Here is a 15,132-nt window from a genome sequence, read left to right on the forward strand (position 1 = left end):
AACGTTCAGCAAAAATGGAGACATTGAATGAACGAAATGATCCGCGACATAACCGTCCCGAACGACTGGGATCGCCGTGGATTGCCCGGCTGGTGCTACCATAGCGACGCCCTGCTCGAACTGGAACGCGAACACATCTTCCGCCGTCACTGGCAGATCGCCTGTCATGTCTCAGACGTTCCCGAGGCGGGCGACTACATCACCATGGATGTGGTCGGCGAGCGCGCGCTGATCCTGCGCGACCAGCAGGGCACGATCCGTGGCTTTCACAACATCTGCCGCCATCGCGGCTCCCGTGTCGTTGCCGACGACAAGGGCAAGTGCCGCAACGCGCTCGTCTGTCCGTTTCACGGCTGGGTCTACAATCTCGACGGCACGCTCCGTGGGGCGGCGCGACCGCGCTCGTTTCCGCCACTCGACAAGCAGGAATTCGGCCTTGTGCCGCTCGAACTGGAAATCTGGATGGGCTTCGTCTTCATCCGTTTTCGGCCGGGGCCACAGCCCTCTGTCGCCGAGCTGATGCAGCCCTTTGCCGAGGAGTTCGGTCACTACGGCTCCGAGCGCATGCTGCCGACCGAAGGCGTGTGGACGCAGGAAAGTGCGGTCAACTGGAAATCGGTGCGCGACGTCGACAACGAGGGCTACCATGTCGCCATGGCCCATCCGGCGCTGCAGGATCTCTATGGCTCCACCTATTACGACGAACCCTTCGTCAACGGCCTTTGCCGATCCTTCGCCACCTACAACCCGCATGCGGGCCGGCGCTGGAGTGTCCGGCAATATGTCGGCATTGCGCCGGAAGCGACGCATCTGCCCGAGCGGCTGCGCAAGGCCTGGATCTATTTCGGCCTCTTCCCCAACGCCGTCATCGCGGTGACGCCTGAGACGGTGCAGTTCTACCAGGAATTTCCGCTGTCGACCGGCAGGACGCTGCTGCGCGGCGCGATCTATCGATACCCGAAGGAAACCCGCCAGCAACGGCTTGCCCGCTACCTCGCCTTCCGCATCGACCGGGATACCCAGGCCGAGGACGTGCAACTGACGATCTGGTCGAACGAATCCATGACGTCGAAGGCGTTCAACGGGTTTTATCTCTCCGATCTGGAATATGGCGTGCGCACGCATCACGATCACATTCGCGCCGTGCTGCCCGTCGTCAATCTGGACGTGGCCCCACCCGAGGACCGGATGGCTGCAGTCAACGACGAACTCTCCAAACGATAGGCGCAAAAAGAGGGGCCGGCGCAAAACCGACCCCTTCGAAAACGGCCCCGCCGGGGAATGCTGGCGGGGCCGAGGCATTTTCAGGCGCGATCAGCAGATCGGCTCAACCCTTCCACAGCCCCTCGCGCACGAGCTCGTCCATGGTGCGACGGATGCTGGCGTCGAGAATTGTCACCATGTCATCGATCTGGCGTGTGGTGATCGTCAGCGGCGGCGACATCACGCACATATTGATCAGCGGCCGCACCAGCAGGCCAAGTTCCTGGCAATGACGGTCGATGCGCTTGCCGACTTCGAGATCGAGCGTCAGCGGGTTGTTGCTGACCCGATCGGCGACGCATTCGACGCAGGCCATCAGCCCCATGCCGCGGACTTCGCCGACCAGCGGCAATGCCTCCAGGCTCTTCAACGATGTCTGGAAATAGCCCGAGATCGCCTTGACGTGGTCGAGCAGCCCATCTTCCAGAATGTCGAGATTGCGCAGGGCAACCGCGCAACCGACCGGATGGCTGGAATAGGTGAGCCCATGCGCGAACATCGCATCGGAATGGTTGGACTGCCGCAGGCTTTCCAGAAGGCGTGAGGAGATCATCACACCGCCCAGCGGGAAATAACCCGACGTCACCCCTTTGGCGAAGGTGATCATGTCGGGCTCGATCCCGAACACCGCCTTCGAGGCGAAGATCTCGCCGAGCCGGCCGAAGGCCGTCACCACCTCGTCGGCGATGAACAGGATGTCGTGCTCGCTGCAGAGCGCGCGCATGCGGCGGAGATAACCCTCCGGCGGCACGATGACGCCACCAGAGGCCATGATCGGCTCGGCGATGAAAGCGCCGATGCGATCCGCCCCCTTTGCCTCGATCAGCGCCTGGAACTCCGCAACCAGCGCATCGCAGAATTCGGCCTCGGATTGTCCGGCGGGCCGCCGGAACGGGTTGGGACAGGCAAGTTTCGCCACCTGATCTGTGGCGCTGTCCATCCAGTCGTGGTCGCGCGGACGTCCGTTCAGGGACGCAGAGAGATAGGTGGAGCCGTGATAGCCGCCCTGGCGCGAGACGATCAGCTTCTTCTCCGGCCGTCCGCGCACATTGTTGAGGAACTGCATGAAACGCAGCGCCGTCTCGACTGCCGAGGAACCGCCGGTGGTGTAAAATACATGCGAGAGATCGCCGGGCGCATGCGCGGCGAGCCGCTCTGCCAGCGCCGCCGACGGTTGATTGGTGGTGTACCAGGGCGAATTGTAGGACAGCGCCATGGCCTGATCGTGCAAGACCTCGGCGAGTTCCGTCCGGCGATGACCGACATTGACGCACCACATGCCGGCCGGACCGTCGATGAGGCGGCGGCCCTCGCCATCGACGACATAAATTCCGTCGCCGCTTTCAATCGGCCCGCGCGCTTCCGCACCTATGCTGCCGGCGACAGGCCAGGGCTGGACGAGATGCTTTTCGGCAAGCGCGGACGTTTCTCCTGCGCCGCTATCGGGCACATTTGCAAGATCGAGCTTCGCGGCCATGACAAATCCCTCCAACCGTTTCAATCATAATTCTCAAAACAACCATATGATAAAATTGAACAACACGTCATTTTATTGAATGGCTGTTCAATCAATATTGCAGAAATAGCACTTGCGTTCAATGCCGAATTGAGTTTTGCTAATTCAAGGGAACCAACCGGCGAAAAATCGCCATGGGATGGATCGAATGAAGCGTTCGCTGCATTTCCACTGTCGACTCTATCGACATGAGCCGAAGCGCGGCTGGCGCACTGCAGAGTATCAATTGCGCAAGCCGGGGTATCGCTGATGGCGGTGCTGTCGGCCACCGAGGTGGAGCAAAGGCCCACGCATCCGCCAAAGAACAAGGCTCGCTGGACGGCCAGCGAAGAAGCAAGCGGGCTGGCACTGATCTCCCCGACGCTGCTCTATGCCGTCGCCCTGTTGTTCCTGCCGATCCTGATCGTCGTCGCCTACAGCTTCTGGACCCAGGACTACCTGACGATCGACCGCACCTTCACGCTTCAGAACTATAAAACAGCGCTCGGCGAACCGATCTACCAGGATCTGCTGGTGCGCTCGCTCGTCATCTCGCTCGTCGTCAGTGTCGTGACCGTCACCCTCTCCTATCCGATCGCCTGGTTCATTTCCTTCCATGGCGGCGTCCACAAGAACCTCTGGCTGTTCCTGATCACCGTGCCCTGCTGGACCAGCTATCTGCTGCGGGTCATGTCTTGGAAGGTGATCCTGGGCTATGGCGGTGTCATGAACACCGGCCTCCTGTCGATCGGCATCATCGACAAGCCGCTGACCTCGCTGCTCTACAACTCCAACGCTGTCGTCATCACGCTCGTCCATAGCTGGGCGGCCTTCGCCATCCTGCCGATCTTCGTGTCGCTCGAGAAGGTCGACCGCTCGCTGATCGAGGCGGCGCACGATCTCGGCGACAACAAGCTGATGAGCTTCCTGCGCGTCACCCTGCCACTCTCCCTTCCCGGCGTCATCTCGGCCTTCCTGATCGTGATGATCCCGACGGTCGGCGACTACGTCACGCCCAAGCTCGTCGGCGGCAAGGATGGCGTGATGATCGCGACCGCGATCCAGGCGCAGTTCGGCAAGGGTGCCAACTGGCCGCTTGGTGCTGCTCTGTCGGTGACGACGATGGTCATCGTCTCGGCGATGGCGGGCATCGCGGTCCTTGCCCTGAAACTGCTGGTGAGGATGGCGAAATGAGCGGGCGTCACGGCATTCCTAAGTCCCGCTGGCTGCCGGCCTATGTCACGGTCTATCTGGCGTTTCTGTATTTTCCGATCCTGCTTTTACCGATCTTCTCCTTCAACAACGCGGCGACGACCACCTTCCCGCTCGCCGGCTTCACCACCAAATGGTACGCGTCGCTCTGGCACAACACCGCGCTCCTCGAAGCGGCGCGCAACAGCATGATCGTCGGCGTCTCCGTCGCCATTCTCTCCACCGTGCTCGGCATCTGCGCGGCCCGCGCCATCACCCGCTATCGCTTTCGCGGCCAGCGGGCGGCGACCGGGTTGATCATGGCGCCGCTGTTCCTGCCGGAAATCATCTTTGCCGTTTCACTGCTGATGATCATTCTGCAGCTCGGGGTCGAGCTGTCGCTGGTGACCGTCATTCTCGGCCAGGTGATCTTCTGCCTGCCCTACGCGATGTCGGTGCTGATTTCAGGTTTCGGCGGCTTCGACCGGTCGCTGGAGGAGGCATCGCTCGATCTCGGCGAGACCGCGATCGGGACGTTTCGCCGGGTGACGCTGCCGGTGGTCGCCCCGGCGCTCGTCTCGAGCCTGCTGGTCTCCTTCACCGTCTCGCTCGATGAGTTCATCCTCGCCTTCTTCCTCTCGGGCACCGAGCCGACCTTGCCGGTCTATATCTGGGGGCAGTTGCGCTTCGCCGCCAAGCTGCCCGGCGTTCTCGCCCTCGGTAGCGTGATGATCCTCATCTCGATCCTGCTTCTCACCCTTTCGGAAATCATACGCCGTCGCGCCGAACACCGGCTGAGGGCGCAGGGAGCGCTCAATGCCTGAAACACCGATGATAACGATCGAGGCAGTCAACAAGTTCTACGGCATCTACAAGGCGCTCGATGACGTCTCGCTCGATATTGCCGCCGGCGAATTCTTCTCGCTGCTTGGGCCGTCCGGCTGCGGCAAGACCACGCTGTTGCGCTCAATCGCCGGCTTCGACACACCGAGCACCGGCGATATCCGCATCGATGGGCAATCGGTGATCGGCACGCCGCCGAACCGCCGTCCGACCAACATGGTCTTCCAGAACTATGCGATCTTTCCGCATCTCGATGTCGAGGAAAACGTCGCTTACGGCCTGAAACGCTTGAAGCTTGATGCGAGCGGGGAGCGCCGGCGCGTGGGCGCCGCCCTCGACCAGGTCCGGCTCGGCCATCTCGGCAAGCGCCGGGCGCACGAGCTTTCCGGCGGTCAGCGCCAGCGCGTCGCACTTGCCCGAGCGCTCGTCATGCGCCCAAAAGTCTTGCTGCTCGATGAACCGCTTTCGGCGCTCGACAAGAAGCTGAGGGAGGAAATGCAGGTCGAGTTGCGCTCGCTGCAAAAGGCCGTCGGCATCACCTTCATCCTCGTCACGCACGATCAGTACGAGGCGCTCGCTTTGTCCGATCGGATCGCCGTGATGTTTGGCGGACGCATCGCACAGGTGGCAACACCAAAGGAAATCTACCAGCGCCCGACCACCCGTCAGATCGCCGATTTTCTCGGCGGCATGAATTTCATGAAGGCGCGGATCACCGGCGAGACTGCGACGCGGCTCTCGGTCGAAACACCGCGTTTCGGCGGCGTCACGCTCGACAAGCCGCTTGGGTTCAACGCCCGCAATGGCACGGCGACGATCGGCATCCGGCCGGAACGGCTGCGCGTGCTTTGGGATGACGCCAAGGCCGATTTCGAGCTCGCTGGCCGGGTCGTCGATCGCCACTATTTCGGCGAGATCACCCACCTGATCGTCGACGTCCCCGGCATGGAGCAGCCGCTCTCCGTCTCGGAAACCAACAATTTCGGTGCGGATGACATTCCGGTCGGCGACGCGGTTCGGCTCGCCTATGATCCGGATGCGCTCGTGGCGCTTTCGGACTGATTGGGCCGGGCAGCCGCACCTCGCAGCTGCCCCGAATTTTTCCCCTCAGTAACCTGCTTTGATTTTCTCGAACTCGGCGATCATCTTCTGGCGCAGCTCCATCGGCATCGGCGATTGGAACAGCGTGTTGTCGAGGAACTTCGAAACGTCTGCATAGCCCTTGTCGGCCAGGATCTTCGGATCGACCTGCGCCATGCCGCGCGCATTGGCATGGCCATAGCCCCAGGATTCAACCATGTAGGAGGTGATCGCCGGATCGGTGATCGAGTTGAGGAAGTCATACTGCTGGTCCTCCGGGGCCGCAGCACCCTTGAGCCGGACATAGCCGCACACCCAGGTCGACAGGCCCTCGACGGTGTCTTTCTTGATCGCAGCCGGCACGCCGTCGGCCTGCAGCGTCGTGGCGGTTTCGTTCCAGGCCCAGGCGAGATCGACCTCGCCGCTGGCGATCGCCTGGCTGAGGTCGGTGTTGTCTGTCCAGTAGAGGCGAACGTTCTTGTGCACCTCGCGCAGGAAATCCGACGCCTGTTTGAATTGCTCGTCGGTCATCGTCGTCCAGTCCTTGAGACCGATCGCAAGGCTCGCGAGCGCATAGGCGTCATCGACATTGTCGCCGATCGATACCCTGTCTTTGAACTTCGGATCGGCAAAGGCCTTCAGCGAGGAAATCTCCTCGGGCTTCACCGTGTCGGTACGATAGGTCAGCACCGTGTTGCCCCATTCGAACGGCAACAGCCAGGCCTTGCCATCAGGCGTGGTCATCAGCCCCTTCATGGCAACAATGCCTGGATCGGTGTCGTTCCAGTAGGTCAGCTTCGACGTATCCAGTGGCTCGATCAGGCCGGCCTCCCGCCACTTCGCTACGCTCTGCGAACAGGGGTGGGCGAGATCGGCCTTGAAGCCTGAGCGCAGCTTCTGGAAAGCCTCTTCCTCGTCGCCGAAGAAACTGAAATCGGGCTCGGCACCATGTTTGGCGGTATAGGCGGGGTGGAAGGCAGGGTCCTCGTAACCCGACCAGTCGAAGATCGTGAGATTGTCTGCGGCAAGCGCCGGCAGGGCAGTGCTCGAGACAAGCGAGGCGATGAACACGCCCCGCAAGATTTGCCTGCACACGTTCACCAATATCATGCCAACCTCCTCTATCCGGCCGTTCCGGCGTTGTTGTTCCCTATTTCGGCCCTTCCCGGGTGAAATGCGTGGGGAAGGCGACGAGCAGATACTCGACGGCCGCAGCATGCGCCTTCTCGCGCGTCAGTCCGTCGCCCATCATCAGCCGCAGCCACAGCCCTTCCATCGATGCGCAGAGCGCCAGCGTCATCCCCTCAGGCTCGTAGGCATAGCCGCCCTCGTCCTTGAGCGTCTGGCAGAGCGCCAGAAAGATCTCCTGGTACTTGACGTCGCGTGCGCCGCAGAGCGCCTGATAGGTCGGCCGCGACTTTGCCTCACCCCAGAAGGCACACCACGCGGCAAGCTTGCGCTTGGTGCAGATCTTTCGATCGAAATCGCAGGCAACGAGCGCCCAGAGTTGGGCCGCCGCCTTGTCGCCGGCCTTGTCCAGCGCCGCACCCCAATTGGCGGCATATTCGTCCGCCATGTATTGCAGCGTGGCGATCAGCAACTTTTCCTTGCTTTCGAAATGGAAGTTGACGATGCCGCGCGAAAGACCGGCGCCATCGGCGACATCGGCCAGCGTTGTCTCGGAATAGCCGCGCTTGGCGAGCGAATCGATCGTCGCCTCGATCAACTGCTGCCGTCTGGTTTCCTTGGACGCCTTGCGCCCGCGCTTCTCGGTGTCCGTTGCGTCCTGTGCCGCAGAGGTGAGTTTCATCCGTACCGCCGTGCTGTTCTTCTTGAGGCGCAGGTGCATATCATGCTCCGCGCGGCATCGGCTTGATGCCACGCAGATGAGTGGGACAATGCTCACCACTGTCAAGCACCTTCTGCATCGCAGTCCAGGTCCGGATGTTCTTCGCCACATAGGCTTCGCCGACGGCGGCGATGGCCTCGGCGCGCAGGGAACCTTCAAGCCTTGAAAGCTCGTTGCGGGCGACGTCCCGGTACCAGGCATTGCGGCTGAGCGAACCGACATCGTCGAAGCCGGCCGCCGTCATCGCTGCTATATAGGTCTTAGCCGAGGCCATGCCGAAGCTCAGACCTTCGGCCGCAAGATAGGCCTTCATGTTGCTGGACGGTTCGCCATCATGCGAGATCAGCCAATCGGAGGCAGCAAAGGCCCCGCCGGGCGCAAGCACACGGAAGATCTCGCGGAAGATCGCCGCCTTGTCCGGGACATGCACCAGCGCATCCTTGGAAAAGACCACATCGAAACTGCAATCTGGGAATGGCAAACGACCGGGCGCCGACTGGATGAAGGCGACATTGGTCAAACCCGAACGCGCGGCAGCAACTCGAGCCCGCTCGATTACCGGCACCTCGACATCGAAACCTGTCACCTGCGCCGGGCCATGGGTTTCGGCAATATGCAGCGTCGCCCCGCCGGCCCCGCAGCCGAAATCGAGCACGCGTTTGCCGCCAAGCTCCAGCCCTTCGAGGACGCGATCGACCTCTCCAGCACCCCCGGGAGAAAGATACCCCTCCCCCCAGAGCACCGCGAGAAAGCGGATGGCCGCATCGTCGTATTCCGCCAGCGGCTGCACCTCTCCATCGATCGACGACATCGGACCTCCGATCCGGCGTTGCACCTCGACAGAAATCCTATCGCGTTATCAGAGGATTGCAACATATTTGCTGAACACTCATTCAAAATATATGGACAACATTCTGCTTTCCATGTCATTTTTTCATCAACGACAAGGGGAGCCACATGAAAAAATACGACGTGGTGATGATCGGAGGCGGCCATAACGGGCTGGTAACGGCCTGCTATCTCCAGCGGGCGGGACTGGATGTGATCGTCCTTGAGAAGAACGCCTGGGTCGGCGGCGCCGCCACCAGCCGGGAGCTGACCCCCGGCTTTCTCTATTCGAACTGTTCTTACGTCTGCTCTTTGTTCCGGCCCGAGATCATGCGCGACCTCGAGCTGCCCAAGCACGGGCTGCAGGTCATCTCCTACGAAGGCGGCGCGGTCTTTACGCGGGATGGCGACTACCTCGCCTCCTATCGCGATCATGACTCCCACCGCCGCGAGTTCGCCCGCTTTTCCAAGCGCGATGCCGAAGCCTATGATCGCTATGCACGGGATGTGACGCGCCAATGCCGGTTCATCCAGCCGCTGCTGATGCGCACGGCACCGGATCCGTTCAGCTTCAAACCGCGCGACCTTCAGGAGATGCTCTATCTCGCAAAGAAGTTTGGTGACTTCTCTCCCGCAGAGATGGCCGCAACCTTGCGCTTCTGGACCATGTCGATCGCGGACTTCCTCGACGAGTATTTCGAGACCGACGTGGTGAAGGCCTATCTGGCGCTCTCGGGCATCATCGGAACGGCGCTTGGGCCGATGTCGCCGGGAACGGCCTATGTGCTGTTGCATCACTATATGGGCGAAGTCGACGGGTCGGTTGGCGCCTGGGGCTATGCCCGCGGCGGCATGGGCGCGGTGACGTCGGCCCTCGCCTCCTCCTTCAAGGCATCGGGCGGCACAATCCGCACCGGCGCCGATGTCGCCAAGATCATGACCCATCGCGGCAAGGCGACAGGGGCGGTGCTTGCCGACGGCGAAGAAGTCCTCGGCAAGCTTGTCGTCTCCAATGCCGACGTCAAGCGTACCTTCCTGAAGCTCGTCGACGAGAGCGCGCTGCCGGAGCGTTTCGTCCACCGTGTCCGCCACTTCAAGATGCGCGGCTCCTCGGGCAAGCTCAACATCGCCCTCGACAGCCTGCCGGAGTTTCCGGCCTTGCCATCTGGCTCCTCCTGCATTCGCGGCGACCTGCACTTCACAGACACGATCGAACGCATGGAAAAGGGCTATGACGACTGGAAGGCCGGGCGCTGGTCGGCCGATCCCTTCGTCGACATGATGATCCCGACGACGCTCGACCCGACGATGGCCCCGCCCGGCAAGCACTTCGTCTCCTGCTTCGTGCAATACTGTCCACCGAAGGTCGAAGGCAACGACTGGACCGATGCCGACCGTGACGCCTTCGCTGAGACGGTGATCAAGCAGATCTCCGACTATTCGCCCGGCTTCCGCGAACGCATCCTGCACATGGAGGTGCGCACGCCGCGCGAGATAGAGCAGGAAGTCGGCCTCACCGAAGGCAACATCTTCCAGGGCGAACTGACCTTCGACCAGTTGCTGTTCAACCGGCCGGTCCCCGGATACGCACAATATCGAAGCCCGGTCCGCGGTCTCTACATCTGCGGCTCCTCGACCCATCCCGGCGGCGGCGTCATGGGCGCCCCCGGCCGCAACGCCGCCGCCGAGATCCTGCGCGATCTCAGGCACGCTCCCTCGCACATGAGTTCGGCCCATGACGTCATTTGATGCCATTGTCATCGGCGGCGGCCACAACGGCCTGACCGCCGCCACCCTCCTTGCCCGGTCCGGGCGCAAGGTCGTGGTGATCGAAGCGGACGACGCGCTCGGCGGTGCTGCCCGCAGCTTCGAGTTTCATCCAGGCTTCGTCAGCCCTGGCCTTGCGCACATCATCAATCGCCTCGACGCAGATGTGTTGTCCGCGCTCGAAATTGATCATTCGACAACGCACGTGACCGCCCCGACCGTTGCGCTATCGCCGACGGGTGTGCACGCCGTGCTGCGTGGCGCCTATGGTGAAACGATCGACGGGGCCTCTCGGGAGGAGGCGGCGCGTTTTGCCGATTTTCGCGGCAAGCTCCTGTTCCAGGCGGGCATCTTCAAACGCTTCCTCAAGCGTCGCCCGCCCGAAGTGGGCGAGATCGCCTTCGACGATCTCAAGTCCTTCGCCACCGCCGGTCTTCATCTCCTGAGCAAGGGCCGCGAAGAGGGCCGGGATTTCCTGCGCATGCTGTTGATGAACGTCGCCGATGTCGCCGATGAATATCTGACCGACGACCGGCTGAAGGGCCTTGCCGCCTTCGATGCGACGCTCGGCATTCATCTAGGACCGCGATCGCCGACGTCGCTGCTTGGTCTCTATTATCGCCTGACCGGCGAAGTGGCTGGCGCTACCGGCGCGCAGGTCGTGGCGAAGGGCAATGGCCAATCGATCGCCGCCCTCTTCGATGCGGCGGCAACCAAGGCGGGCGTTGCGATCCGGACCGGCACGCACGTCGAGAAGATCGTCGCCGATCGCGGCCGCGCGACCGGGATCATGCTGTCGACGGGCGAAACGCTGACCGCCCCGGCCATCATCTCCGCCATCCATCCGCAGGCGACGTTCATGGCCCTGACCGATGCCGCCGAGATCGGCACCGGCTTCCGCCGCGCCATCGGCAACATCCGCACCAGGGGCAATGTCGCCAAGCTCGACCTGGCGCTCGACCGTGTCCCCGATTTCCCGGGTGTGGCGCGCGCCGATCTTGCCGGCAGGCTGGTGATCGCCCGATCGATCGATCACGTAGAGCAGGCATTCAACCCGGCGAAGTATGGCCAGTTCTCGACCGATCCGGTGATGGAGATAACGCTTCCGAGCCTGACCGATCCCACGCTTGCGCCCGACGGCGCCTGCACACTTTCGGCGCTGGTCGAGTTTGCGCCCTATGCGCTTGCGGATGGTTGGGAAAAGGGCAAGCCCGCCTTCCTGAAGATCGTGCTCGAAACGCTCGAACGCTATTGCCCGGGATTTGGCGCCAGTATCGTCGCCACGCATTTCCTGACACCTGCCGACATGGAAGAACGCTACAACCTGCCGGGCGGGCACTGGCACCACGGGGAACTCCAGGCCGACCAGCTCCTGATCAACCGCCCGGTCAATGCAGCCGCCGGCTACGCGACGCCGCTCGAAGGCCTTTACCTCGCAAGCGCTGGCTCGCATCCGGGTGGCGGCATCTCCGGCCTGCCCGGCCTGCTCGCTGCCCGCCAGATCCTTTCGGAGAAACGCGCATGATGCACCTCACCGCCTTCAACCGCGCTGAACAGGGGCACATCCTGACGCCGCGTCTCGAAACGCCTTTTCACGACCAGCTGGCCGCGCTCAGCGAGACCAACGACTGGTACAGCTGGGCGGGCTACAAGGCGCCGCATTCGATCTTCGACACCGAACTCGAATATTTCGCCATCCGCTCGACATCGGCCCTTTTCGATATTTCTCCCATGGTGAAGTACCGCATTCGCGGCAGCGATGCCGCGCGCTACCTGAACCGCCTCACGGTGCGCGATGTCGCCAAGCTCGGCGTCGGGCGGGTCCATTATACCGCCTGGTGCGACGACCACGGGCACGTGCTCGACGATGGTACGCTCTTCCGGCTGGCGACCGACGATTTCCGCCTCTGCTGCCAGGAGCGGCATTTGCCCTGGCTGCTCGACAGCGCCGGCGGGTTCTCGGTCGAAATCAGCGAGGAGACTGCAGAGATCGCCGCCGTCGCGCTGCAGGGACCGACCGCCTTTGCAGTGCTCGAAGCCGCCGGCTTTGCTGGCGTCGAGACGCTGAAGCCGTTTCAGCTGGCGGAGTTTGCGCATGCCGACGGCAGCGTAACGATCTCGCGCACCGGCTTTACCGGCGACCTCGGCTACGAGCTCTTCGCCCCGGCGAAGGCGGCGCTCAGCCTCTGGGATCGTCTCTGGACGGCGGGCAGCGGTTTCGGCCTGAAGGCGATCGGCTACGATGCGCTCAACCGCGCCCGCATCGAGGCGGGGTTCATCGTCGCCAATGCCGATTTCATCACCGCCGATGCTGCCCTTCGCGCCGACCGTGAACGTTTGCCCGACGAGATCGGCCTCGACTGGCTCGTCGATCCGCAAAAGCCCTATTTCAACGGTCGCGACGCGATCCTGAGGGCACGGACGAAAGGCACGCTGAAACATGTACTGGTCGGCCTCGAGATCGAGGGCAACATTCCCGCCGAAGGCGCCATCGTCTATCATCGCGGCAAGAAGGAAGTGGGTCTGGTGACGGCCGCCATCTGGTCTCCGCTCGCCAAGCGCAACATCGCAATCGCCACGCTTTCCCGCCCCTTCGGCGCGAGCGTCACGGACAATCTCTGGGTCGAGATCTACGCCATGCGAGAACTTCAGTATCAGAAGCTGATGAAGCGCGTCCGCGTGGTGTCACGGCCGTTCGTCAAGCTCGACCGCCGCTCGGCGACGCCCCCGGGACGTTTCTAGGGGTGTCATGATGGACGACGAAACGAGGCGTCATTGGGCGCTGATCCGAACTCCGCCCGGCATCGAATGGTCCGGACGCACGCGCTATGCGGCTGCCATGTTCTTCTACCAGCGCGGCCAGATGAATGCGGAAACGCTGGAGATCTATCGCATCTGCTCGCGGCTGGACGCCGAGGATCCCGTTTCCGTGCTTAAGAGCCATCACCTCGGGGCCGACTGGATTTCGAGGATGGAGGCGGAACCGGACCGGCCGTGAGGCGGCTGCTTGCCTGGTGCGCCAGGTATCGCGCGACAGCATCGCAGGCTGGCGGCGCAATCGGGGCGCTGGACATGTTGCTGGCCGCCGGGCAGTGATGGAGCGCCTGGCCGTGAAGGCGCCGCCGCCTTGAATCACTTGGATCAACGGACCGATCCTTGCCATGTCGCAAAAGCCGGCGTTCGGTCCACCGCCGGCACGTTCTGGGCGATGGGCCGCCTGCCCGCGCGGATTGCGCCGGGCATCGACCACGCCGCGCCTACGCCGCCGAGGCGGCCTTGCCGCCTTGAGCGTTGCGGCTCTCCTGCGCAGCGTAGCGTGCCCGCTTCTGCTCGTACATGCTGAGGTCCGCGCGCTTGACCAAGGCTTCCATGGTTTCCCCGGTCTCGCTGGTCGCAACGCCGAGCGATATGCTGAGAGGCGCGTTGGAATAGAACTGGTTGTTGATCTTCAACAATTCACTGATGGTCTCGACCATGGTCGCCACCGCCTGGCGGTCGGCGCCTGGCATCAGGATGGCAAATTCGTCGCCGCCGATGCGGGCGGCATGGTTGGGCTGCGACACCGCGCCGTTCAGCACTTCGCCGAGACGGCGCAGGAGGGCATCGCCGGCATCGTGCCCAAGCTGGTCATTCGCCGCCTTGAGACCATCAAGGTCGACGACGATGGCCGAAACCGGGCGCAACGACTTGCGCTCCAGCCGGTTCAGCTCGTCGGAGTAGAAGGCGCGGTTATGCAGCTTCGTCAGCACGTCGTGCTTGCCGAGATATTCGAGATAGGCCTCCGCCTTCTTGCGCGCGGTGATATCGGTCAACGCCACCTGGACCAGCGACCAGTCGCCTTCATGGCCGGGAAGCACGGAGAATTGCAGCAGGACGTGGCGCTCCGACCCATCGAGCGCATAGTTCACCACCTCGCGGTGATGCAGAAGATTGCCGTTCCACAGCTCGATCAGCTGCTCCTTGAAATGCTTCTCCATCTCGTTGCGGAAGATGTCGCCGAGATGCTGTAGCAGGGTGTTCCGGTCCGGTGCACAAAACAGGTCGAGCGTCGCCTGGTTGATGTCGATGACCCGGATCTCACTCATGCATTGGCGCACGAATTCCGGATGAACGTCGGTGAAGACGCGGAAATCGACGATGCCGCGTTCACGGACATCCTCGAGCAGCAGCTTGATGCGGCTGAAGTCCTCGACCCACAGCGACACGGGCGAATGCTCGAAGATACCTTCCGCATACTGTCGGTTGGCCCGTTCGTTGCGCCGGGCCTCTTCGCGCGCGGTCACGTCTTCCGTCGTCAGAAGCAGCCGCCCCAGCGTATCCTCGTATCCCGGCAGTACCGAGCCGCGCAGCTGGATGTCGAGCCGGCGTCCCGTCAGCGTGTAGTTGACGGCACTGCTGCTGAACTCGGTCTTGCCCTCCCACAATTCGGCAAGCTCGTTGACATGGCTTTCGAGCATGTCGTCGCGAAAGACTTTCGAAAGGTTCGCCTGGAGATGATCGAGATCGCGCGCTTCGAACAGTTCCAGTGTCCGGCGGTTGACCTGGAGAACACGAATTTGGCCGGAGCACGCGGCGACACGCGTCAGATCCTCTCTAAGATAGGCACGGAGATCCACCACACCCTCGGCCCGCCAGCGATCGAACTGCGCCTTGACCCCACTGAAATCCTCGATCCACATCGCGATCGGCGCCAGATCAAAAATGTTGGTGTCGGAAGAACCTGTCATTATTGTTCCATCTCGGTTGGCGGAGAGAGGGCATGCAAGGCGCGGCGCCTTTGGGCAACCTAACCCTCTTTAAGTAACGATACGTAAAT

At 62.5% G+C, this 15,132-nt stretch carries 13 protein-coding genes; 8 read left to right on the plus strand and 5 right to left on the minus strand.

The genetic code is table 11. The annotated features are described in order from the left end of the window. Positions 1 to 27: 27 nt before the first annotated feature. Complete coding sequence (locus tag LPJGGPFB_RS28780; RefSeq protein ID WP_173423341.1) at positions 28 to 1,224, plus strand: aromatic ring-hydroxylating oxygenase subunit alpha; 1,197 nt, start codon at positions 28 to 30, stop codon at positions 1,222 to 1,224. A gap of 103 nt (positions 1,225 to 1,327) precedes the next feature. Here the strand turns inward: LPJGGPFB_RS28780 and LPJGGPFB_RS28785 are convergent, their stop codons facing one another. Then, positions 1,328 to 2,740 carry an aminotransferase gene (locus tag LPJGGPFB_RS28785; RefSeq protein WP_173423342.1) on the minus strand — a complete coding sequence of 471 codons (1,413 nt, stop codon included), beginning with the start codon at positions 2,738 to 2,740 and terminating at the stop codon, positions 1,328 to 1,330. A gap of 288 nt (positions 2,741 to 3,028) precedes the next feature. On the opposite strand from LPJGGPFB_RS28785, the gene LPJGGPFB_RS28790 reads away from it, so the two are divergent. From LPJGGPFB_RS28790 to LPJGGPFB_RS28800, 3 genes are read left to right on the plus strand one after another with little or no spacing between them, the layout of a single operon-like run. Next, positions 3,029 to 3,952, plus strand: a complete 924-nt coding sequence (locus LPJGGPFB_RS28790) for an ABC transporter permease (protein WP_173423343.1) — start codon at positions 3,029 to 3,031, stop codon at positions 3,950 to 3,952. Further along, positions 3,949 to 4,773 carry an ABC transporter permease gene (locus tag LPJGGPFB_RS28795; protein ID WP_173423344.1) on the plus strand — a complete coding sequence of 275 codons (825 nt, stop codon included), beginning with the start codon at positions 3,949 to 3,951 and terminating at the stop codon, positions 4,771 to 4,773. The genes LPJGGPFB_RS28790 and LPJGGPFB_RS28795 overlap by 4 nt, the downstream gene beginning before the upstream one ends. A gap of 7 nt (positions 4,774 to 4,780) precedes the next feature. Then, positions 4,781 to 5,854 (plus strand): ABC transporter ATP-binding protein, encoded by a 1,074-nt coding sequence (locus LPJGGPFB_RS28800; protein WP_173423457.1) that lies wholly within the window; start codon positions 4,781 to 4,783, stop codon positions 5,852 to 5,854. Between the two features lie 45 nt (positions 5,855 to 5,899). Here LPJGGPFB_RS28800 and LPJGGPFB_RS28805 read toward each other — a convergent pair whose 3' ends face one another. The 3 genes from LPJGGPFB_RS28805 to LPJGGPFB_RS28815 are packed head-to-tail and all read right to left on the minus strand — an operon-like array spanning position 5,900 to position 8,532. Further along, entirely contained in the window at positions 5,900 to 6,982 is a 1,083-nt protein-coding gene (locus LPJGGPFB_RS28805; protein WP_173423345.1) for an extracellular solute-binding protein, read from the minus strand. 40 nt (positions 6,983 to 7,022) lie between these two features. After that, positions 7,023 to 7,682 (minus strand): TetR family transcriptional regulator C-terminal domain-containing protein, encoded by a 660-nt coding sequence (locus LPJGGPFB_RS28810; RefSeq protein ID WP_173423458.1) that lies wholly within the window; start codon positions 7,680 to 7,682, stop codon positions 7,023 to 7,025. A gap of 40 nt (positions 7,683 to 7,722) precedes the next feature. After that, positions 7,723 to 8,532, minus strand: coding sequence for a class I SAM-dependent methyltransferase (locus LPJGGPFB_RS28815; protein ID WP_173423346.1), 810 nt, complete (start codon positions 8,530 to 8,532; stop codon positions 7,723 to 7,725). 146 nt (positions 8,533 to 8,678) lie between these two features. On the opposite strand from LPJGGPFB_RS28815, the gene LPJGGPFB_RS28820 reads away from it, so the two are divergent. Genes LPJGGPFB_RS28820 through LPJGGPFB_RS28835 form a run of 4 tightly spaced genes read left to right on the plus strand, consistent with a single transcriptional unit; the run spans position 8,679 to position 13,314 of the window. Further along, entirely contained in the window at positions 8,679 to 10,298 is a 1,620-nt protein-coding gene (locus LPJGGPFB_RS28820; RefSeq protein ID WP_173423347.1) for a phytoene desaturase family protein, read from the plus strand. Next, a complete protein-coding gene (locus LPJGGPFB_RS28825; RefSeq protein ID WP_173423348.1) occupies positions 10,285 to 11,841 on the plus strand; it encodes a phytoene desaturase family protein in 1,557 nt (518 codons plus the stop codon). Before LPJGGPFB_RS28820 ends, LPJGGPFB_RS28825 begins: the two co-directional genes overlap by 14 nt. After that, entirely contained in the window at positions 11,838 to 13,058 is a 1,221-nt protein-coding gene (locus LPJGGPFB_RS28830; protein WP_173423349.1) for an aminomethyl transferase family protein, read from the plus strand. The genes LPJGGPFB_RS28825 and LPJGGPFB_RS28830 overlap by 4 nt, the downstream gene beginning before the upstream one ends. A gap of 10 nt (positions 13,059 to 13,068) precedes the next feature. Beyond that, entirely contained in the window at positions 13,069 to 13,314 is a 246-nt protein-coding gene (locus LPJGGPFB_RS28835) for a hypothetical protein (protein WP_234903113.1), read from the plus strand. Between the two features lie 259 nt (positions 13,315 to 13,573). Here the strand turns inward: LPJGGPFB_RS28835 and LPJGGPFB_RS28840 are convergent, their stop codons facing one another. Next, positions 13,574 to 15,043: a sensor domain-containing diguanylate cyclase gene (locus tag LPJGGPFB_RS28840; protein ID WP_173423351.1), complete on the minus strand. Its 1,470-nt coding sequence runs from the start codon at positions 15,041 to 15,043 to the stop codon at positions 13,574 to 13,576. Positions 15,044 to 15,132: the final 89 nt, after the last annotated feature.

The organism is Ensifer adhaerens (assembly GCF_013283195.1).
Taxonomy (GTDB): Bacteria; Pseudomonadota; Alphaproteobacteria; order Rhizobiales; family Rhizobiaceae; genus Ensifer; species Ensifer adhaerens_G.